This window comes from Streptomyces sp. NPDC044061 (assembly GCF_056434305.1).
Genome location: NZ_JBWKFL010000003.1, coordinates 81480 through 101477, shown reverse-complemented (window position 1 = coordinate 101477; position 19998 = coordinate 81480). Strand labels below are relative to the sequence as shown.

The window sequence follows — 19998 nt, the reverse complement described above, 5'->3', positions numbered from 1 at the left end:
TCTAGGGTCGGTACGACGGAAGGAGCCCGCTGTGACCGGTGAACCCACCCCCGTGATCATCGACTGCGACACCGGCGTCGACGACGCCCTGGCCCTGCTGCTCGCCGTACGCCACCCGGGCCTGGACCTCAGGGCGGTGACCTGCGTCGCCGGGAACACGGACGTCGACGGGGTGGTCCGCAACACCCTGACCGTGCTGGAGCAGGCGGGCGCCCCCGACATCCCGGTGGCGCGGGGCGCCGAACGCCCGCTGATCGAGCCGGCCCGTTCGGCCCGGCACGTGCACGGCGCGGACGGCATGGGCGACCTCGGCCTGCCCGCTCCCACCCGGGCCCCGGCCGCCGTGGACGCGGTGAGCCTCCTGCGCCGGGAGATCCTGGCCTCGCCGCGCCCCGTGACCCTGATCCCGACGGCCCCGCTCACCAACATCGCGCTGCTCCTGCGCACCCACCCGGAGGTGACCCGCAACATCGAGCGGATCGTCTTCATGGGCGGCGCGGTCGCCACCGGGAACGCCACGCCGGTCGCGGAGTTCAACGTCTGGCACGACCCGGAGGCGGCGGCGGTCCTGCTCACCGCTGGCGTGCCGATCACGATGTACGGCCTCGACGTCTTCATGCGGGTCGTGGTGCCGGCGACCGACGTCCACCGGCTGCGCTCGAGTGCCGAACCCGGCACCCGGCTGGCCGGTGAGCTGCTCGCCCACCGGCCCGCCGCGCAGGGCGAGGACCCGGAGGCGGAGGAGGCCGGCGGACTCGGCGACGCGGGCGCGGTGTGCGCGGTCGCCGACCCGGCCGGCATCACCACCCGTCTCCTCCCGGTCGAGGTCGCCCTCGCCCCCGGCCCGACCCGCGGCCAGACGATCGTCGACCGCCGCCCGCGGCCCGGCGAGTCCGAGATCCACGAGGGCGTCCGCGAACAGGCCCTGGTGGACGTGGCGTTGGACGTGGACGTGGACCGCTACGTGAAGCTGTACCTGGAAACGGTCGAACGTCCCTGACGGCCCCCGGTCAGCCGACCGAGTCGCCCCGCCCAGCAGCTCGCCGACGACGGGCAGCAATCACAAGGGCACCGCCGCCGCCACCCGTCTCGGCGAGGTCACCTCCGCCACCGTTCGGCGCGGGAGGCGCTGCTGTCCGGCGGCCGGCCAGGAGGCCGGCCTGCGCCGGGCCCGGGCCGCGACCCTGCTGATGCCGGCGCTGCCCGGGTCGTCGTACGTCCACCAGGGCGAGGAACTCGGCCTGTCCGAGGTCGCCGACCTGCCCACCGAGGTGCTCCAGGACCCGATCTGGGAGCAGACGGGCCATCTCCGCAAGTCGCGACGGCTGCCGGGTGCCGCCGCCCTGGACGACGACGGGACCGTCGTACGGCTTCGGGTCCGGGGCCGCCTGGCTGCCGCAGCGGGCGCCGTTCGCCTCGTACGCCGTCGAGGCGCAGGCCGGCACCGAGGGCTCCACCCCGGAGCTGTACCGCACCGCGCTCAGGCCGCGCCGCAGCTGCTGGGGGGCGAGAACCTGACCTGGACGCCGGACACCCCGGCGGGGGTACTGGACTTCGACCGCACCGAGACCTGGCGCTGTGTCACCAACCCTTCGGCGAGGCCCGTACCGCTGCCCCCGGGCGGGGTGCTGCTCACCAGCACCCCGCTCCCGGAGGCCGGCACCTTCCCGCCGGACACCACGGTGTGGCTGGGCTGAGTGCCTAGCCCACGGTCGGGCTCGGGCTGGGGGCGGTGTTCCCGGTGCCGCCACCGCCGCCGGACAGACCGTTGAGGTCCAGCGGAGTGGAAGTGGCGTTCGGCGGCGGCGTGAGCACCACCTCCGGCTGGCCCGCGGGCGGGGGTGGCGGGGTGAGGTCGGAGTCGGGCAGCTTCGGCGGGGTGGTCTGGTTGAAGATGGTCTGGTCGAAGTCGACCAGACCCGTCCTCTCCATCACTGTGATGTGGTCGAGCACGGTGTCGTTGGCCTGGTTGGCGAGTGCGCGCACGAGTGAGTTCTTGGTGGTCGAGCGGATCTTGGCGATGGTGTTGAAGATCGAGCCGTGTGTCATCCGCAGGATGTTGGCGAAGTCGGTGTCGAACGCCTTGCCGTCCTCCGCCTTCAGCTGATTGACGAAGCCCTGCTGCTGGGGGCTCGCCACGTTGGGCAGGGTGATGTTCAGCATCGGCCCGATCTTCCGGCAGGAAGCGTCCAGTGCGGCGTGGCCGTCGACCAGGTGCTTGCTGGCCTCGATGACGCCTTTCGACGAGCCCTTCTGCAGCCCGATCTGCCCGAGCGGGTACTCCCACAGACCGGCCGCCCGCACCTTCACCACGAAGTCCCGGTCGCCTTCGGTGAGCGGTCCCCACTGTGTCTGGGCGATGATCCGAGTCGGCGAACTGGAGACGGTGCTCACCCCGAGCATGCTCGGGTAGGCCAGTGCGCCGAGAGTCAGAACCATCGCACCGCCCACGAAAAGGGTTCCTGTCGCGTTCCGCGAAAAGCGCACCGTGCCTCCTGCCCGGTCGTGGATCCCGCCCTCAGGCGGTTTCGGACGCACAGCAGTACGGATGCGGACGCCATTTGTGTCGGTGGTTCCGGGTAAAGAATCGTCACAGTCACCCGGCGCGCGTTTGGTCAAAGGTTGACCCTTCCTCGGGAGAAGCGAGGGGAGCCGCGGTCCTAGATTCGCCGCATGCCCCCGCAGCCACCTCCCCGAATGCCCGCCGCCCTGCCCGTCCTTCCCTACCGCAAGCCCACCAGGGGCCGGGACTACTGGGTGCTGGACGACGTCCTGCCGGACGTCGACGCCGTACGGGAGCGGTGTCTGGCCAAGGACGACTGGGTCGAGGGCCACCCGTACACCTCCGAGAGCTGGCCGGGCCTGCGGGCCATGCCCGGCCTGGAGCCCGCCGAACTCGGCCGCGTCGAACGGCTGGTGAAGAAGGCGACCGGCGCCGGGGACCTGTGGGTGCAGCAGGCGCCCGGCGGCGGCACCCTCAACCACAACTGCGTCCAGGTGGTCGGCGAGGGCGAGAGCGCGCCCCGCCCGCACACCGACTCCCGCGCGCTGTGCCGGTACGCGGCGGTGCTGTACCTCAACCCGCACGTGCCCAAGGACTGCGGCACCAGCTTCTACCGCCAGGCCCTGCCCGGCGGCCGCCTCGGCGGCAACGTCGTCCAGGCGCCCCACAACAACCTCGTCGAGGCCCTCGGCACCCGGTTCGTCTCCCCCGACGCCTTCGAGGAGGACGTCCGCGTCCCGCACCGGTACAACCGCCTCCTCCTCTACAACGCCAACCTCGTGCACAGCGCGACCGGCTACTTCGGCAAGGAGCTGGAGGAGAAGCGGATGACGGCCGTCTTCTTCTGGATGGCCTGAGCTCCACCCATGTGAAGCAGGTCACGCTCCGGTCCGTCACATCCTCCCGGGCCCGTCTGTCCCATGGACACCAGCGGCACACGGACCCGGGAGCGGACATGCCGAAGCAGCCGAAGCAGCCGGAGCGGACGAAGAGCGGACGAGGGACGTACGACGGCCACCGTGTCGTCGTTCTGGGCGCCGGCTACACCGGCATGCTGGCCGTGATCCGGCTGGCCCACCGCACGCGCCGTTCCGGCGTCCGCGTCACCCTGGTCGACCCCTCGGCCCGCTTCACCGAGCGCCTGCGCATGCACCAGGCGGCCACGGGACAGCGGCTCGCCGAGCACGCCGTCACCGACCTGCTGGCGGGCACGGGCATCGGTTTCGTCCAGGGGTGGGCGACGGCCCTGGACCCGCGGGCGCGCACGGTGACCGTGGACGACGGCGCGGCCGTCCTGCCGTACGACACCCTGGTCTACGCCCTCGGGAGCAGGGCCGACACCGGCGGGGTGCCGGGCGCCGAGGAGCACGCGTACACCCTGGACGGCCACGGCCCGGCGGGCCGACTGGCGGCGAGGCTGGCCGAGGCGGCGGAGACGGGTGCCACCGTGACGGTCTGCGGCGGCGGCCTGACCGGCGTGGAGGCGGCCACGGAGATCGCGGAGTCGTACCCCGCCCTGTCCGTGACCCTGCTCTGCACCGGGGAGCCGGGCGCGATGATGGGCGAGCGGGCCCGCTCCCACCTGCGCGGCGCGCTCACCCGTCTGGGCGTCATGGTCCGTACCGGCGCAAGGGTGACCCGGGTGCTGCCGGGTGCGGTGGAGCTGGCGACCGGCGAGGTGCTCGACTCGGCGCTGTGCGTGTGGACGGCGGGCGTACGGGTGTCACCGCTGGCGGCACGGGCCGGCCTGGCGGTCGACGAGCGGGGCCTGCCGCTCGTGGACGAGAACCTGCGCTCGGTCTCCCACCCCGAGATCCACGCGATCGGGGACGCGGCGGCGATCCGGATGCCCTGGGGGATGCTGCACGGCACCTGCCAGAGCGGGATGCCGACGGCCGCGTACACGGCGGACGCGATCGCGCGGCTGCTGCGCGGCCGCCCGCTGCGTCCCTTCCGCTTCGGCTACGTCCACCAGCCGGTGAGCCTGGGCCGCGGGGACGCGGTCATCCAGTTCACCCACGCGGACGACACCCCGCGGCGGGCGTACCTGAAGGGCCGGGCGGCCGTCCTGTACAAGGAGCTGGTGAGCGCGAGCCCGCTGCCGTTCTACCGGCTGAGCCGCCGCGTGAACCTGAAGGTGACGGTGTCCGGGGCGGCGAGTGCGAGGACACCGGCCCCCGCCGAGGACAGCGGTGGACGGGTTCTGGCAGGTTGATCCCATGAAGAGCACGGAGAGGCAGCACGACGGCGGCCCGGACCCGGACCCGTACTTCACGCACAGGCGGCTGCTGTTCGCGACGGCGTACCGGATGCTGGGCAGCGTGACGGACGCGGAGGACGTCCTCCAGGACGCCTGGCTCAACTGGAACGCGGCGGACCGCTCGGCGGTCCGCAACCCGCGCGCCTACCTGGTCCGCACGGTCACCAACCTCTCCCTGAACCGTCTGACCTCGGCCCGGGCGAAGCGCGAGGAGTACGTGGGCCCCTGGCTCCCGGAGCCGTTGCTCACCTCACCCGACGCCGCCGAGGAGACGGAACTGGCGGACAGCGTGTCGACGGCGATGCTGGTGGTCCTGGAGACGCTGTCCCCGGTGGAGCGGGCGGTGTTCGTCCTGCGCGAGGTCTTCGGCTACTCCCACGCCGAGATCGCCGAGGTCCTGGACCGCCCGGAGCCCGCCGTCCGCCAGATCGCCCACCGCGCCCGCTCGCACGTCCAGTCCCGCCGCCCCCGCTACGACGCCGACCCCGACCGGCGTGCCCGCGTCACCGCCCACTTCATCGAGGCGTGTGCGGGCGGCGACCTGAACGCGGTGATGGAACTCCTCGCGCCGGACGTCACCTGCTGGTCGGACGGCGGCGGCAAGGTGACGGCGGCCCGTCGCCCGCTGTACGGCCCCGACCACGTGGCACGGTGGATCCTCGGCGTCCTGGCGAAGCCGCAGTCGGCCGGCATGACGTTCCAGGAGGTCTCCATCAACGGCGAGTTGGGCCTCCTCTTCACCCTCGGTGACGTCCCGGTGGCCGCCCTCACCTTCGACCTGGCGGAGGACCGCATCGCCAACCTCCGCCTCCAGGTGAACCCGGAGAAGCTGACGGGCCTCCACTACCTGTGCCAACCGGAGCAGGAGTAGCCGAGCCGCCGGCCCCGCGCGGGTGTCTCGGCATCTCGCGCGGGGTCGGTGAGACGGGACCCGTGCTTCAGTGGCTCTCGGACGACACGGCCGGAGTCGGTCGTTCGTCGTCCGGGGCCGTCTGCGGGCGGGAGGTGGCGGGCAGGCACTTGCCCAGGGTGACGAAGAGCAGGACCAGGCCGGCCGTCAGGAGGATGTGGCCGAGTCCGGCGATGCCGGCGACCGCCTCCGGGCTGGAGTGCCCCAGCACCGTCAGGGTGCCGTGCACGGTCATCATGGCGACGGTCACCGCCAGACCCGCGTTGTAGGTCCAGAAGAACCAGCCGAAGAACCGGCTGGAGGTCAGTGCGAACTGCTTCTCCAGCGCCAGGACGATGAGGAAGAACAGCATGCCGAGCGCCAGTACGTGGGTGTGCACGACGGCGAGCTGCGTGGTGCCGTCGAAGTCCTCGGCCTTGGTGAGTTCGCGGTAGTAGAGGCCGCCGACCAGCCCGATGATCATGTAGATGTGAGCAGTGTTGAGGATCTTCCTCATCGGCGATTTCCCCCGTGAAGTCGCGTCGGTGTCGCCCCAACCTTGCGCATGGCCGTTCGGGCATCAACCCCTGGCCGAGGAAAAGTCGGCCCCGCTCGCGTCGCCCGGCGCTCTGGCGTGTCCCTGGCAACCCCGACCCGGCGTGCGCCAGTATGGCCCGGTGAACGAACAGATAGTCCAGCCCGCCCTCCGCCCCGGCCTCGCTCAGGGGCCCCTCAAGTTGTCCGGGCGGTTGGCTGCCGGGGGATTGTTGCTCGCGGGCCTCGCCTGGGTCGTGCGGGCCGTGTGGGAAGTGCGGCTGGCCGTGGCGGGGGAGCCCGACTCGGGGCCGCCGGACCAGGGGGACGGGGTGCACCGGCCGCTGACCGCGCTGGAGAACTCGTACCACCTCGTGACGTCCGTCGGGGGCGGCGTCACCTTCCTGTGCGCGCTGCTCTTCCTCGGGTGGCTGTCGCGGGTGCGGGACAACGCCCGGACACTGACGGGGCAGCGGCCGAAGTACGCCGGGATCTGGGTCTACCTCGGGTGGATCGTGCCCGTCGCGAACCTGTGGTTCCCGCGCGGGATCGTCGCCGACGCCTACCGGACCACGGCGCCGGGGCGGAAGCTGCCCGTCTCCGTCAACGTCTGGTGGGGGCTCTGGCTGATCGGGATGGTCGGCGGGGCGGGGATCGTCTACCGCGACTCCACCGACGAGATCATCGCCCGGGCGTACAGCGAGGTGTGGCCGCTGCTCGTGTCCGATGCCGCCGTCGTCGGGGCCGCCGTGGCCGGCGTGCTCGCCGTACGGGCCGTCACCGCCGTGCAGCTGGAGCGGATCCGCCACGGGCAGGCAGCGACGCCGGAGACCGTGGTCGTCGTCGGCGACGACTAGGGGACCGGCTCGATCGCGTCCGGTGGTGGGCGGCCCGTGCCGGGACGACGATTTCTGCATGAACGTCATTGCCGTCGTCGGGGCCGGGCCCGGGCTCGGGGCCGCCGTTGCCCGTCGCTTCGGACGGGAGGGGTACGGCGTCGCTCTCGTCGCCCGGGACCGGCGGCGGCTGGACGAGCTGGTCGAGGAACTCGCCGGGGAAGGCGTCGCCGCGCGCGGGTTCGCCGCCGATGTGCGCCGGCCGGAGGAGCTGGTGGCGGCCTTGCGGGACGCGGCCGCCGCGCTCGGCACCGTCGAGGTGCTGCAGTACAGCCCGGTGCCGCATCGCGACTTCATGCGGCCCGTGCTGGAGACCCGGCACCGGGATCTGCGCGGGCCGATCGAGTTCTCGGTGTACGGGCCGGTCGCGGCCGTTCAGCAGGTGCTGCCCGGGATGCGGGAGCTGGGACGGGGGACCATCCTGCTCGTCAACGGCGGAACGGCCGCCGTACCGCACCCGGAGCGGGCGGGGACGTCGATCGCGTTCGCGGCGGAGAGCGCGTACGGGCATCTGCTGCACGACCGGCTGGCCCGCGAGGGCATCCATGTCGCGCAGCTGGTGATCCCCGGGGCCATCACGCCCGGGCACGTGCGCAAGGACCCCGCCGTGCTCGCGGACACCCTGTGGGGCATGCACCGGGACCGGCGCGGCTTCCGGCACTACGCCGACGATCTGGACAGCTGACCCGGACCCGTGGAGATCCGGTCGCCCTGCGTGAAGAGCTTTTGTGGGCCAATATGGTGATGTTGGCCGTATTGCTCTCTTCGAGGGGGCCTCAATGGCTGTCGAAATCCCTTCGCTCATCAAGCCCTCCCGGCTCAGAAGCCGGGGCGGCCTGCTGGGCGAGTGCATGGCGGAGTTCCTCGGGACCTTCGTCCTCATCTCCTTCGGCTGCGGCGTGGTCGCGATGGCGGTCGCCGCGCTGCCCGGCTCGGGCCGTGCCGCCACCCCCACGACGATCTTCCTCGCGGCCGGCGACTGGCTGCTGATCACCTGGGGCTGGGCCCTGGCCGTCACCTTCGGCGTCTACGTGGCCGGCGGCGTCAGCGGCGCCCACCTGAACCCGGCCGTGACGCTGGCGATGGCCGTGCGCCGCGGTTTCTCCTGGGCCAAGGTGGTGCCGTTCTGGATCTCGCAGATCGTCGGCGCGTTCGCCGGGGCGGCGCTGGTCTACCTCGTCTACCACAACGCGATCAACGCCTTCGACAGCGCCGTGGCGGGGCCGAAGGTGAACGGGCACACGAACGCCACGTTCTCGATCTTCGCGACCTTCCCGGCGCCGTACTTCCACGGCGGCATCTGGGGGCCGCTGATCGACCAGATCGTCGGTACGGCCTTCCTGCTCATGCTGATCGCCGCCGTCATCGACCTGCGCAACCAGGCCGTGAAGGCCAACCTCGCGCCGTTGATCGTGGGCTTCGTCGTCGCCGCCATCGGCATGTCCTACGGCGCGAACGCCGGCTACGCCATCAACCCCGCCCGTGACTTCGGGCCCCGGCTGTTCACCTACGCGGCCGGCTGGGACAGCCTGGCGTTCCCGGGAAGCGTCGCGGGCGCGTTCAGCGCCTACTGGTGGATCCCGATCGTCGGGCCGCTGATCGGCGGCACCGTCGGGATCCTGATCTACGACCTGTTCATCGGCGACGTCCTGGTCGTGCGCTCCGAGATGGGCGAGCTGCCCGAGCCGGGCCGGACCCGGCCGGTGGAGGAGGAGGACTACTGACTAGGAGCCCGGCTCCGGGTCCGCGTCCGTCGTCGACGCCGTGGCCCCCGCCCTGCGGGCCGCCGACGCGATCGCCTCCAGTGCCGCGAGGTGGCTCGCGAGCGCCCGCCGGCCGGTGAGCGTGAGGGCGGCCCAGGTCCGCGGGCGCTTGCCGAAGTAGCCCTTGCGGATGCTGACGTAGCCCGTCCTCTCCAGGGCGGAGAGCGTCTTGCTCAGCGTCGAGTCGGACACCTGGCAGTAGTCCCGCAGCACGGCGAACTCCGCCTCCCCGCACCCGGAGAGATACGCGGCCAGGGCCAGCCGGGTGGGATGGTGCAGTTCGCGGTCCAGGGCCGGAGGCCCGCCTCCCGTGCCGGCGGTCATGCCGTACCCGCCCGGGCGGCACGCAGCAGGTGGTCGAGGCCGCTGGCGAGGCCGAAGCCGATGAGCCAGCCGGTCACGCCGAACGGGATCGCGGCCAGCAGGCCCACGGCGGTGGGAGCGAGCGGGACCAGCCAGGCGCGCCAGGCGGGCCGGCCGGGGCCGCAGTCGCGGGCGAACCAACGGGTCACGCCGCCGTGGTGCGCGCCGAGCCAGACCAGGACGAGGAAGGCGGTCAGGCTCAGCAGCCCGGCCGGCAGCAGCCAGAAGGCCCAGTGGGGTTGCCGGTCGGACAGCCCCAGCGAGGTGAACCCGGCCGCGAAGGTCAGGCCCTGGCCCATGGCGTACCCCCGGGGCCTGTTGCGTTCGTCGCTCGCCCTGCGTGCCGCGGTCCGTGCGGCGCATGCGGCGGCGAGCGCGTCCTCGGCGTGCCGCGCGTCCATCGGTTCCCCCGTGCTGTCCATGCGTGTACCTCCGGTCCAGGGAGGGGCGGTGGTCGGCCGCCCCCCTTCCATACGTCATCCTGGACACTACTTTCCAAAGATGCAAGTACTTTCCCCTGGGCGGGCCTCCCTGGTCGCGGACGGACGACGGCCTCACCAACCGGTCAGCAGAAGGTGGTTGAGGAGCAGGGCGAGGGCCACCTGGGCCGTGAGCCAGGCACGGGGGTGGGGCAGATACGCGCACGCCGGGAGCAGCCACATCGCGAACGGCAGCCAGATGCGCTCGGTCTCGGCCTTGCTCATCCCGGACAGGTCGGCGATCAGCAGGGCGAGGAGGGCCCCGGAGACGAGGAGGGCCAGCCGGACCGGGGCTGCGGAGGTGCGGGGCGCCGGGGTGGTGCCTTCCCTCCGCCCGGGCGTGCCCGCGGTGCGGCGCAGGCCCGCCGCCGTCGCCGGGCCCGTGATCAGGGCCGCGCAGGCGAGGTTGGCCCACACCCAGTAGGAGTAGGGCCGCTTGCCGCCGACACCCTGGTAGTAACGGGTCACCAACAGGTGGTAGGCCGTCCACCAGTTGAACCCGGCGAGCGTGAACACCAGCGGTACGACGGCCAGTCCGGCGAGGAGGGCCGGCAGGAGCACCGGGCGCGCGCGGACCCCGTCCCGGCCCAGCAGCAGGACCGCCACGACGAGCAGGGCGACGAGCGTGAGGCCGTACGACAGGTAACAGGTCAGGCCGAGGAGCAGGCCGGAGGCCGCCGCACGGGCCGGGGACCGCTTCGAGACGGCGAGCGCGAGCAGGGCCACGGTCCAGGCGGCGACCGCCGCGAAGTAGGCGTCGGCGGAGGTGCCGAGCCAGACGGCCGCCGGGGCGAGGACCAGGAAGGGCGCGGCGCGACGGGCCAGGGTCTCGTCCGCCAGGGCCCGTACGGCGACCAGGACGGCCACGCAGGCCGTGGCGCCGGTGAGCACGCACCAGGTCCCGGCCCAGCCGCCGCCGCGCAGCCCGATCCGGTCGAGGAGGACGAAGGTGAGCGTGGAGGCCGGCGGGTGCCCGGCGACATGGGCCGGCCAGGGGGCGGGGGCGCCGGCGACGATGTGGTGGGTGAAGTCCCGCAGCGTGGCCGGGATGTCCTGGAAGCGGTCGATGACCCGCAGGTACTCCTCGCGGGTGGTGAGGCGGCCCGCGACGCCCCGGTGCCAGCCGTCGACGAGGGCGAGGGAGAGGATCCAGGCCGTCGCCGTCGCCCAGGCCGTCGCGAGCAGGGCGGGCCAGGGCAGGCGGGCGGCGAGGGACGGACCGTACGCCACGCCGGCCGCCGCGAGGAGGACGGCGGCCGGGGTGCCGGGGCCCAGGTGCGGGTCCCATTCGGCCAGCACGGGCGGCCAGTGCACGAAGAGGGTGTGGCGGGTGTCCTGGATGCGCCGGCCGATCAGTACGGCCGCCGTCACGAGCAGGGCGGCGGCCCCGACGGCGTACAGATCGCGGCGGAGGGAGCGGGTCACGTCGGCACGTTAGGACGCACCGGCCCGCGCGGGCCGTCGTACGGGCCGGACGTCAGCGTTTCGTCATGGGTCGCGGCCCCCTTCCCGCACGTTGCCCGGCCTACGGTCGAAGGCATGCGCGACCATCCCCGGCTCCCCACCTCCCCCGGTTTCTGGCGCAGCCCCCTGCGCGGCCCCTGGTTCACCTCGGTGCTCGGTCTGGTGCTGCTCATCGGCGTCACCGTGCTGTTCGTGACCGGCCTGGTGTCGTACGCGGCCTACAACCCGGGCCTGTCCCGGGTGAACGACAAGACCCCCGACAAGGGAATCCTCGGCTTCTACCTCTTCGCCTGGCCGACCGGCCCGGTGTGGCTGTACCGGTTCACCCAGGGCGTGCACGTCACCCTCGGCATCACCCTGGTCCCGGTCCTGCTGGCCAAGCTCTGGTCGGTGGTGCCGAGGCTGTTCACGCTGCCGCCGGCCCGTTCGCTCGCGCACGCGCTGGAGCGGATCTCGCTGCTGCTGCTGGTCGGCGGCGGGCTGTTCGAGTTCACGACCGGGGTGCTCAACGTCCAGCTGGACTACGTCTTCCCCGGCTCCTTCTATCCGCTGCACTTCTACGGGGCATGGGTCTTCTTCGCCGCGTTCGTGGCGCACGCGGCGCTGAAGACACCGGCCGCCGTGCGACACGTGCGGCGACGGGCGCGGGAGGAGCCGCGGGAGGAGAACGACCTGGTCTCCCCGCGCCCCGACCCGCCCACCGTCTCCCGGCGCGGGGCACTGGCGCTGGTCGGCGGCGGCTCGCTGCTGCTGTTCCTGACCACCGTGGGGCAGAGCCTGGGCGGTCCCTTCCGCCGCACGGCCCTGCTCGCACCGCACGGCGGGGCCGAACCGGCCGGCGGCCCGAACGGCTTCCAGATCAACAAGACGGCCGCGTACGCCGGGATAGCCCCGGCCGAGACGCACGACGACGCCTGGCGGCTCGTCGTCACCGGCCGGACCGGCACCGTCCGGCTGACCCGCGCCCAGGTGCTCCGGCTGCCGCTGCACAGCGCCTCGTTGCCGATCGCCTGTGTGGAGGGCTGGTCCACCGCCGACCAGTGGTGGCGCGGGGTACGGCTGCGCGATCTCGCGGCGCTGGTCGGGTACGACGGTGATCCGCCGGACGTGCTGGTGGAGTCCCTGCAGCGGCACGGCGCCTTCCGCCGCGCGGCCCTGCGCGCCAACCAGGTGGCCGACCCGCGTTCCCTGCTCGCCCTGTACGTCAACGGCGAGGTCCTGTCCCCCGACCACGGCCACCCGGCGCGGATCATCGTGCCCGCCGCGCCCGGTGTGCTCAACACCAAGTGGGTGGCCCGGCTGACCTTCGGAGACCTGTGATGCCGCGTCGCGTCCCGGTCGGCAGTCCGTTCCAACTGCTGCTGTTCACCTGCACGTTCGCACTCGCCGGGTACGCCGGTGTACGGCTTCTGGCCGGTGACCGGTCCGGGGTGGCGCTGTGGATCGTGGGGGCCGCCCTGCTGCACGACCTCGTGCTGCTGCCGCTGTACGCGGCGCTGGACCGGGCGGTCGTGCGCGGGTTCGACGCGCTCGGGCGGCGCGCGTGGATGATGTACGTGCGGGTGCCCGCCGCGCTGTCGGGGCTGCTCCTGCTCGTGTGGTTCCCGCTCGTCCTCGACCTGGTGGGCCGGCGTTACCGCATGGCCACCGGCCGGTCCGCCGAGGTCTTCCTCGGGCGCTGGCTGCTGATCACCGCCGTGCTCTTCGGCTGCTCGGCGCTGCTGTCGATGGTGCGGGTGCGCAGGGCGACGAAACGGCGGTCGCCGGCCGTCCACTGAGCGGCCGCCCGCCATCCGGAGCGGTCCGCGAGCCGCAGCAGGGCGGGGGTGCCGATCCGTGCCCAGGGGAAGGGGGCGCCGACGGTGTCCCGTCCGTGGGCGACGACCCGTACCTCGGTCCGCTCGTCGACGTCCGGCGGCGCGGTCTCTGCCACCAGCAGGCCGCCGGGCGCGAGGAGTTGGGCCATCCTGCGCAACAGGGCGCGCGGGTCGCCGCCGATGCCGACGTTGCCGTCCATGAGCAGCACGGTGCCCCAGCGGCCCTCGCCGGGCAGCCGGTCGAAGACCGAGCGGCGCAGCGCCTGACCGCCGACGGTGACGGTGCGGGTGACGGCGGCCTCGCTGACGTCGACGCCGAGGACGGTGCGGCCCCGGGCGGCGAGTTCCGCCACCAGCCGGCCCGGGCCGCAGCCGATGTCCAGGACGGCGCCCTCGCAGCGGTCCAGCACCACCCGGTCCACGGCGTCCGCGCGGGCGCACCAGCGCTCCACCTCCAGCGGCAGCAGCCGGCCGTCGGCCTGGCGCAGGAACAGCGGGCCCCGGCCGGTGCGCAGGGCCGTGGCGTACGGGTCGGAGGCGGCCCAGGCGGGCGGGGCGGTCGTGGTGCTCATCGGCCGGCCGTGCAGTCGGCCAGCCGGGCGGCGAAGGCGCCGTGCGGGGCGAGGGCCGCGACGGCACGGGCGTCGGCGGCGCTGTCGACGTCCCGCAGCCGGGGCAGGTCCCGCACCCGCAGCCCGGCCGTCACCAGCCGCTCCCGCTGTACGGCCCCGGTCTCCGGCGTGGACATCGGCACGCCCCGCAGCAGCGCGGGCTCTGGGCGGGCCAGGCCCAGCGCCCAGAAGCCGCCGTCCTCGGCCGGGCCGAAGTACGCGTCGCAGCCCGCGAAGTCCACGGTGAGCAGGTCCGGGGTGACCTGCGGGGTGTCCATGCCGATCAGCAGGGCCGGACCGGAACAGCGGGCGAAGGCGTCCGCGAGCCGGGCGTCGAGGCCTCCCGCGCACTGCGGTACGACGTCGAAGCCGGCCGGCAGCCAGGGGCCCGGCCGGCCGTCGAGCACGAGGACACGGCGCGTGGCGGGTGTTCGGGTCACCGCACGCAGGGTGTCTTCGAGTGCGGCCTCGGCGAGGGCGGCGGCCTCGGCGGGCGTGAAGGGCGGAGTGAGCCGCGTCTTGACCCGCCCGGGGCGGGGCTCCTTGGCGATGACCAGGAGGGTGATCATGTGAGCCTTTCTGGCTGGTGACCGGAGTTCGGGCCGGGCGGGGGTGGGCCCGGCTGCGTACGGCTCCATTCGACCGGCGGTGCTGCCACTCCCTAGCGGCGCGGGGAACCGTGCGACCAGCCCCCAGCGGCCCGCGGTCGCTCAGGCTCGTTCAGGACCCGGCTCATGTCCCGCACCGCCTCCCACGTCCCCCGCCACGTGCCCGTGACCTTTGAGGCGCCCGTGCGGGGCAGGTACGGCACGTCGTGCTCGGTGACCCGCCACCCCGCGTCGGCCGCGCGCACCACCATCTGCAGGGGGTAACCGCTGCGCCGGTCGGTCAGGCCGAGGGCGAGCAGCGGCTCGCGGCGGGCGGCGCGCAGGGGGCCGAGGTCGTGCAGGCGCAGCCCGGTGCGGCGGCGCAGCAGCCGGGTGAGCGCGAGGTTGCCGGCGCGGGCATGGGCCGGCCAGGCGCCCCGGGTCTGCGGACGGCGCCGGCCGAGCACCAGGTCGGCCTCGCCGGCCCGTACCTCGCGGACGAACGGGACCAGGCGGGCGGGGTCGAGGGAGGCGTCGCAGTCGCAGAAGCAGACCACGTCGGCGGTGGCGGCCAGCAGACCGGCGTGGCAGGCGGCACCGAAGCCGCGCCGGTCCTCGGGCACGACGGTCGCGCCCAGGGAACGGGCGAGGCCGGCGGAGCCGTCGGTGGAGCCGTTGTCGACGACGAGGGCACGCCAGCCGGCCGGGATGCGCGCGAGCACCCAGGGCAGGGCCTCGGCCTCGTTCAGGCAGGGCAGCACGACGTCCACGTCGGGCGGGGCGGATGAGGAGGTCACGGCGCTCACCCTACGAACATGAACCGTGACAAAGCGGACTTCTGCTCCTTACGAAACGCGGACGTCGGACCCGTGGCCGAGCCCGGGCGGCCCACCGGTGCCAGGGTGGACACCATGCAGCAGCCGTACGCTTCCCCGCTCCCCGGACCGGTCGCCGGTGAGCCCGGCGACCGGGGCCGGATCCTCGTCGTGGACGACGATCCGACCGTCGCCGAGGTCGTCGCCGGATACCTGGACCGTGCCGGATACGCCGTGGACCGTGCCGCCGACGGCCCGGCCGCCCTCGAGCGCGCCGCCGCGCACCGGCCGGACCTGGTGGTGCTGGATCTGATGCTGCCCGGGATGGACGGCCTCGAGGTGTGCCGGCGGCTGCGCGAGCACGGGCCGGTGCCGGTCGTCATGCTCACCGCGCGCGGCGACGAGGAGGACCGCGTCCTCGGCCTGGAGGTCGGCGCCGACGACTACGTCACCAAGCCGTTCAGCCCGCGCGAGCTGGTGCTGCGGGTGGAGTCGGTGCTGCGCCGGGCCCGGCCCGCCGCACCGCGGGAAGCGCGAGAACAGCGGGGCCCGCTCGCCGCGGCCGGTCTGGCGGTCGATCCGGGCGCCCGCCGCGCCACCAAGAACGGCACCGAACTTGCTCTCACCCTCCGTGAGTTCGACCTGCTGGCCTTCTTCCTGCGGTATCCGGGGCGGGCGTTCGGCCGGGAGGAGCTGATGCGGGAGGTGTGGGGCTGGGACTTCGGCGACCTGTCGACCGTCACCGTCCACGTCCGCCGGCTGCGCGGCAAGGTCGAGGACGACCCCGGACGGCCCCGCCTCATCCAGACGGTGTGGGGCGTCGGCTACCGCTTCGACGCCACCGGGAAGGAGGCGGACTGACATGCGCGACACCCTCCTGATCGCCCTCTACGCCTTCCTCGGCGCCGCCGCCACCGGCCTGGCCGGAGCGGGTGTGCTGCGGCTGATCCGCCGGCGTTCCCTGACCGTCTCGCTCGCCGTGGTCGCCGCCGTCGGGGTGGTGGCCATGCTCGCCGGGACCATGGCCGTGGCCCAGGCGATGTTCCTGTCCGCGCACGACCTGAGGGTCGTCACCACCGTCGTCGCCATGGCGGCCGTCGTCTCGCTCGCCACCGCGCTGCTGCTGGGCCGCTGGGTCGTCGCCCGCAGCCGCGAACTCGCCGACGCGGCACGTGACTTCGGCGACGGCGGCGCCTTCGCCGCACCCGCGGCCCCGGCCACCGCCGAACTGGATGCGCTGAGCCGCGAGCTGGCCGCGACCAGCGCCAGGCTCGCCGCCTCCCGGGAACGCGAGCGGGCCCTGGAGACGTCCCGGCGGGAACTCGTCGCCTGGATCTCGCACGACCTGCGCACCCCGCTCGCCGGGCTGCGCGCCATGTCGGAGGCGCTGGAGGACGGGGTGGCCGCCGACCCCGGCCGCTACCTCAAGCAGATCCGCACCGAGGTGGAACGCCTCAACGACATGGTCGGCGACCTCTTCGAGCTCTCCCGCATCCACGCCGGCACCCTGCCCCTCAGCCCGGCCCGGATCTCGCTGTACGACCTGGTCGGCGACGCCCTCGCGGGGGTCGGCCCGCTCGCCCGCGAGCACGGCGTACGGCTGGTCGGGGGCCGGGTGGAGCCGGTGCCGGTGGAGGTCGACGGCAAGGAGATGAGCCGGGTCCTCGCCAACCTGCTGGTGAACGCCATCCGCCGCACGCCCGCCGACGGCACGGTCGCCGTCGCCGCCGAACGGGCGCCCGAGGGCGTGGTGCTGTCCGTGACGGACGGCTGCGGCGGCATCCCCGAGGACGACCTGCCCCGCGTCTTCGACACCGGCTGGCGCGGCACCGACGCCCGGACCCCGCCCGCCGGGGCGGGGCTGGGGCTGGCGATCGTACGGGGGATCGTGGAGGCCCATCAGGGCCGGGCGACGGTCCGGAACATCCCGGGCGGCTGCCGCTTCGAGGTGACCCTGCCGGCGGCTCGGGCGTAGTGCCTCTCCTTCGGACGGGAAAGGCCCTGGACCCGGCTAGCCGGCCAGATCCTCACCCAGAGCGGTGTACTTGCCGGCCGGCAGGCCCACCTTCGTCGGGCCGAACGTCGTCGACGCCGTCGTGGAGTAGAGCGTGGACGCGGCGCCCGGCAGGAACCAGACCGCGCCCTCGGGGTCGTTCTCCTGGGCGGCGACGGCCGTCAGGTCGGCGCGGCCGTCGCGGTTCACGTCGGAGGCGAGCAGGGCGTGGCCGAAGTTGTCACCGGCCTCCTGGGCGCCCGGCACGCCGGGGCTGTCCTGGGTGAGGAACACCGGGCGGGACGTGGCGAGTCCGGAGGACGAACCCCGCAGCAGGGTGATCGCACCGGCGGAGGCGCGGTAGTCGGAGTCGTCCCCGAAGGTCTCGCCCGGCGCGCCGACCGCGAGGTCCCCGTAGCCGTCCTTGTCGAAGTCGCCGATAGCGAGCGCCTGGCCGAACCGGTCGCCCTGCTCCGAGGAGTCCGGGACGCCCGAGGTGTTCTGGGTGAGCGAGACGCGGCGGGTGGCGCTCGGCCCGGAGGAGGTGCCGTAGACAACGTGGATCTTGCCGCCGGTGGAGGCCGAGGGCTCGTCGGCCGGGTCCTCGGGGTTGCCGAGGACGATGTCCCCGAAGCCGTCCTTGTTCAGGTCGCCGATCGCGGCCGTCGCGGCGGTGCGCAGGCTCGCCGCCTTGCTGATGCCGTCGGAGGTGCCCTTGTAGTAGACGGCCGTGGCGAGGTGGTCACTGTTCGGCTTCTGCCCGGTGACCACCAGGTCGGCCTTGGTGTCGCCGCTGACCCGGCCGGCGGTGAGGACCGGCCTGTCGATGCCCGGGGAGTACGAGGAGACCCGGCCCGTGGAGCCGGACTTGGCGAACGGGCCGCGGATCAGCCGGACCCGCCAGCTGCTGGGGTTCTCCGTGTCGCTCTGCGCGGAGATCGCGAGGTCGGGCTTGCCGTCGCCGGTGAAGTCGGCGGCGGCGATGCTCAGCCCGAAGTAACTGCCGTACAGCGTCTGCGGGTTCTTCACGGTCGTACCGCCGGACAGGCCGGTCCTGGAACCCCAGACGACGACGACCGTGCCCGCGTCCTGGGCGCTGCCCGCCGTCTCGTGCTGTGCGCCGACGACGAGGTCGCTGTAGCCGTCGCGGTTCAGGTCGGCGGTGGCGACCTGGTCGCCGAACTCGTCGTCCTTCTCCGCACTGCCGGGGATGCCCGCGGTGTCCTGGCTGATCAGCTGGTGCTTGGCGGGGTTCAGTCCGCTCGCGGTGCCGTAGGCGACGGCGACCTGGCCGGCCCAGGACTTGCCGTTCACGGTGGCGGCGGGCGCCGCGATCGCCACGTCCCGGTAGCCGTCGCCGTTGAAGTCGCCCTGGAGCCCGGAGGGCGCGGCCGAGGCCGGACCGGTCAGGGCCACCGGGGTCAGACCCGCGACGAACAGGGCGGCGAGCGCGGTGCTGCCGCGCAGGGGGTGCTTCACGTCTGTGTCTCCCGAGGAAGAGGGGGTCAGTCGGGCAGGGCCGCGCCGAACCAGGAACGGTCGCCCAGGCCCAGGAACTGCGGGGTGAACAGGGTCGAGCCGGTTCCGGTGGGGCCGGAGGCCGTGCCCGGCAGCAGGTGGAGGCGGCCGATCTCCCGTGCGGCGGCGACCAGTTCGGCCCGGCCGTCGCGGTCGAAGTCGCGCAGCAGGACGGAGGCGCCGAGCCAGGCGTCGTTCTCGTCGGCCGGGTCGCCCTCGACGCCGGGCGTGCCGACGTCGTACTGGCGGGCGTTCTTGCCGGTGAGGCCGCTCTTGCCGCCGCGCAGGACGGTGACCGCGCCGGCCCGGAACAGGTTGTCGCCGATGACCTCGCCGGGCACGCCCACCGCGAGGTCGGGGTAGCCGTCGCCGTTCGTGTCGGCGGCCGAGACGTCGTAGCCGAAGTAGTCGCCCGACTCCTGCGTGCCGGGGACGCCGGTCGTGGCCTGCGTGAACGAGGTGCCCGTGGTGCTGGGGCCCTGGGAGGTGCCCTTGTACACCCGGACGGCACCGCCCTTGCCCGAACGGGCGAAGCCGACTGTGAGGTCGCCGTAGCCGTCCTTGTCGAAGTCGGCGATCGTCGCGCTCGCGTCCACCAGGCCGGAGTCACCGAGCAGGCCGATCTTCCGCGCCGGCCCGGCGGGGCCGCCCGAGCCACCGCGGTAGAACCAGGCCCGGTTGGTCCAGGTGTCCGAGTCGTAGCCGAGGACGGCGAAGTCGGCGGTGCCGTCCTTGGTGACCTTGCCGGAGACCACCAGGTCCGGCTTGATGTCCTCGCCGTCGACGGGGTCGAGGTTGGTGGCCGTGCCGCGCGAGCCGGACTTCGTGAACGGGCCGCGCAGGACGTAGACGTAGTCGTCGGTGATCGCGACGACGTCCTGTTTGCCGTCGGCGGTGAAGTCGCCGACCGCCACGTCCTTGGCGAAGCCGCACTCCTTGCAGCTCGGGCTCCTGAACGAGGTGCCGTCGGTCAGGCCGGACCTGGAGCCCCAGAGGACGGTGAAGGTGCCGTGGTAGGCGCCGTCGTCCTCTCCGGGGGCGGTGACGACGAGGTCGCCGTAGCCGTCGTTGTTCATGTCGGCCGCGGTGACCTTCGCACCGAAGAAGTCGTTCGTCTCCGCGGTGCCCGCGATGTACGGGGTGTTCTGGGTGATCACCGAGCGCTTGGCGGGGTCGGGGCCGTGGGCCGTGCCCCAGACGACGACCACGGCGCCCGCCTGCTTCTTACCGGCCACGGTGGCGGTGCGGTCGCCGAGCGCGAGGTCGCGGTGGCCGTCGCCGTTGAAGTCGTCCGCGTACTTGGCGGTGGCCGCGGTCGCCGGCGCGGCGAGCGCCGGCGGGGTCAGGCCGGAGGCGAGAAGCGCGGCGGTCAGCAGGCGGAGGCGCGTGCGCATGGAGTCTCCAGCGGTCGGGTCGGATCCCGGGGATCCGGGCGTCGCGCTCAGGAGACCGGCGGTGAAGCGCAAGGGTTGTACGTGAGTTCGGTGAAATCTCGAGGTTTCCGTG

At 73.5% G+C, this 19998-nt stretch carries 20 protein-coding genes and 1 pseudogene; 11 read left to right on the top strand and 10 right to left on the bottom strand.

Features of this window, described 5'->3' with window-relative positions; translation table 11 throughout:
- Nucleotides 1–31: 31 nt before the first annotated feature.
- The gene (locus AC07CM_RS05280; RefSeq protein WP_478874994.1) at nucleotides 32–1000 is read left to right on the top strand and encodes a nucleoside hydrolase; all 969 of its coding nucleotides are present in this window, start codon (nucleotides 32–34) and stop codon (nucleotides 998–1000) included.
- A 55-nt stretch (nucleotides 1001–1055) separates the two neighbouring features.
- Nucleotides 1056–1697 (top strand): annotated as a pseudogene (locus AC07CM_RS05275) (alpha-amylase family glycosyl hydrolase); the annotation flags it as partial.
- Nucleotides 1698–1701: 4 nt separating this feature from the next.
- Here the strand turns inward: AC07CM_RS05275 and AC07CM_RS05270 are convergent.
- Nucleotides 1702–2439 carry a DUF4142 domain-containing protein gene (locus AC07CM_RS05270; protein WP_478874993.1) on the bottom strand — a complete coding sequence of 246 codons (738 nt, stop codon included), beginning with the start codon at nucleotides 2437–2439 and terminating at the stop codon, nucleotides 1702–1704.
- 234 nt (nucleotides 2440–2673) lie between these two features.
- Here AC07CM_RS05270 and AC07CM_RS05265 point away from each other — a divergent pair, with 234 nt between their 5' ends.
- The 3 genes from AC07CM_RS05265 to AC07CM_RS05255 all read left to right on the top strand — a co-directional run bounded on the left by AC07CM_RS05265 (nucleotide 2674) and on the right by AC07CM_RS05255 (nucleotide 5634).
- On the top strand, nucleotides 2674–3360 hold the full coding sequence (locus AC07CM_RS05265; protein WP_478874992.1) for a DUF6445 family protein: 687 nt from the start codon (nucleotides 2674–2676) through the stop codon (nucleotides 3358–3360).
- A gap of 98 nt (nucleotides 3361–3458) precedes the next feature.
- Nucleotides 3459–4718 carry an NAD(P)/FAD-dependent oxidoreductase gene (locus AC07CM_RS05260; protein WP_478874991.1) on the top strand — a complete coding sequence of 420 codons (1260 nt, stop codon included), beginning with the start codon at nucleotides 3459–3461 and terminating at the stop codon, nucleotides 4716–4718.
- Between the two features lie 4 nt (nucleotides 4719–4722).
- Nucleotides 4723–5634 (top strand): RNA polymerase sigma-70 factor, encoded by a 912-nt coding sequence (locus tag AC07CM_RS05255; protein ID WP_478874990.1) that lies wholly within the window; start codon nucleotides 4723–4725, stop codon nucleotides 5632–5634.
- Between the two features lie 67 nt (nucleotides 5635–5701).
- On the opposite strand, the gene AC07CM_RS05250 is transcribed toward AC07CM_RS05255, so the two are convergent.
- Complete coding sequence (locus tag AC07CM_RS05250; protein ID WP_478874989.1) at nucleotides 5702–6169, bottom strand: DUF2871 domain-containing protein; 468 nt, start codon at nucleotides 6167–6169, stop codon at nucleotides 5702–5704.
- Between the two features lie 160 nt (nucleotides 6170–6329).
- Between AC07CM_RS05250 and AC07CM_RS05245 the strand changes: the two genes are divergently transcribed.
- The 3 genes from AC07CM_RS05245 (at nucleotide 6330) to AC07CM_RS05235 (ending at nucleotide 8806) form a co-directional block, all read left to right on the top strand.
- Nucleotides 6330–7043, top strand: coding sequence for a DUF4328 domain-containing protein (locus tag AC07CM_RS05245; RefSeq protein WP_478874988.1), 714 nt, complete (start codon nucleotides 6330–6332; stop codon nucleotides 7041–7043).
- Between the two features lie 58 nt (nucleotides 7044–7101).
- On the top strand, nucleotides 7102–7767 hold the full coding sequence (locus tag AC07CM_RS05240; protein WP_478874987.1) for an SDR family NAD(P)-dependent oxidoreductase: 666 nt from the start codon (nucleotides 7102–7104) through the stop codon (nucleotides 7765–7767).
- A 94-nt stretch (nucleotides 7768–7861) separates the two neighbouring features.
- Complete coding sequence (locus AC07CM_RS05235) at nucleotides 7862–8806, top strand: MIP/aquaporin family protein (RefSeq protein ID WP_478874986.1); 945 nt, start codon at nucleotides 7862–7864, stop codon at nucleotides 8804–8806.
- Here AC07CM_RS05235 and AC07CM_RS05230 read toward each other — a convergent pair whose 3' ends face one another.
- The 3 genes from AC07CM_RS05230 to AC07CM_RS05220 form a co-directional block, all read right to left on the bottom strand.
- The gene (locus AC07CM_RS05230) at nucleotides 8807–9169 is read right to left on the bottom strand and encodes a transcriptional regulator (protein WP_478874985.1); all 363 of its coding nucleotides are present in this window, start codon (nucleotides 9167–9169) and stop codon (nucleotides 8807–8809) included. It abuts the gene before it with no gap.
- Nucleotides 9166–9630, bottom strand: a complete 465-nt coding sequence (locus AC07CM_RS05225; protein WP_478874984.1) for a hypothetical protein — start codon at nucleotides 9628–9630, stop codon at nucleotides 9166–9168. The genes AC07CM_RS05230 and AC07CM_RS05225 overlap by 4 nt, the downstream gene beginning before the upstream one ends.
- Nucleotides 9631–9762: 132 nt before the next feature.
- The gene (locus AC07CM_RS05220) at nucleotides 9763–11112 is read right to left on the bottom strand and encodes a hypothetical protein (protein ID WP_478874983.1); all 1350 of its coding nucleotides are present in this window, start codon (nucleotides 11110–11112) and stop codon (nucleotides 9763–9765) included.
- A gap of 114 nt (nucleotides 11113–11226) precedes the next feature.
- Between AC07CM_RS05220 and AC07CM_RS05215 the strand changes: the two genes are divergently transcribed.
- On the top strand, nucleotides 11227–12471 hold the full coding sequence (locus tag AC07CM_RS05215) for a molybdopterin-dependent oxidoreductase (protein WP_478874982.1): 1245 nt from the start codon (nucleotides 11227–11229) through the stop codon (nucleotides 12469–12471).
- Nucleotides 12472–12784: 313 nt separating this feature from the next.
- Here AC07CM_RS05215 and AC07CM_RS05210 read toward each other — a convergent pair whose 3' ends face one another.
- The 3 genes from AC07CM_RS05210 to AC07CM_RS05200 all read right to left on the bottom strand — a co-directional run bounded on the left by AC07CM_RS05210 (nucleotide 12785) and on the right by AC07CM_RS05200 (nucleotide 14972).
- Nucleotides 12785–13540 (bottom strand): methyltransferase domain-containing protein, encoded by a 756-nt coding sequence (locus tag AC07CM_RS05210; RefSeq protein WP_478874981.1) that lies wholly within the window; start codon nucleotides 13538–13540, stop codon nucleotides 12785–12787.
- Nucleotides 13537–14148 (bottom strand): TIGR04282 family arsenosugar biosynthesis glycosyltransferase, encoded by a 612-nt coding sequence (locus AC07CM_RS05205; RefSeq protein WP_478874980.1) that lies wholly within the window; start codon nucleotides 14146–14148, stop codon nucleotides 13537–13539. Before AC07CM_RS05205 ends, AC07CM_RS05210 begins: the two co-directional genes overlap by 4 nt.
- 92 nt (nucleotides 14149–14240) lie before the next feature.
- Nucleotides 14241–14972, bottom strand: coding sequence for a glycosyltransferase family 2 protein (locus AC07CM_RS05200; protein ID WP_478874979.1), 732 nt, complete (start codon nucleotides 14970–14972; stop codon nucleotides 14241–14243).
- A 105-nt stretch (nucleotides 14973–15077) separates the two neighbouring features.
- Between AC07CM_RS05200 and AC07CM_RS05195 the strand changes: the two genes are divergently transcribed.
- A complete protein-coding gene (locus AC07CM_RS05195; RefSeq protein ID WP_478875322.1) occupies nucleotides 15078–15842 on the top strand; it encodes a response regulator transcription factor in 765 nt (254 codons plus the stop codon).
- A 1-nt stretch (nucleotide 15843) separates the two neighbouring features.
- Nucleotides 15844–16956 (top strand): sensor histidine kinase, encoded by a 1113-nt coding sequence (locus AC07CM_RS05190; protein WP_478874978.1) that lies wholly within the window; start codon nucleotides 15844–15846, stop codon nucleotides 16954–16956.
- A gap of 36 nt (nucleotides 16957–16992) precedes the next feature.
- Here the strand turns inward: AC07CM_RS05190 and AC07CM_RS05185 are convergent, their stop codons facing one another.
- Nucleotides 16993–18453, bottom strand: coding sequence for an FG-GAP-like repeat-containing protein (locus tag AC07CM_RS05185; RefSeq protein WP_478874977.1), 1461 nt, complete (start codon nucleotides 18451–18453; stop codon nucleotides 16993–16995).
- A 26-nt stretch (nucleotides 18454–18479) separates the two neighbouring features.
- On the bottom strand, nucleotides 18480–19886 hold the full coding sequence (locus AC07CM_RS05180) for an FG-GAP repeat protein (protein WP_478874976.1): 1407 nt from the start codon (nucleotides 19884–19886) through the stop codon (nucleotides 18480–18482).
- Nucleotides 19887–19998: the final 112 nt, after the last annotated feature.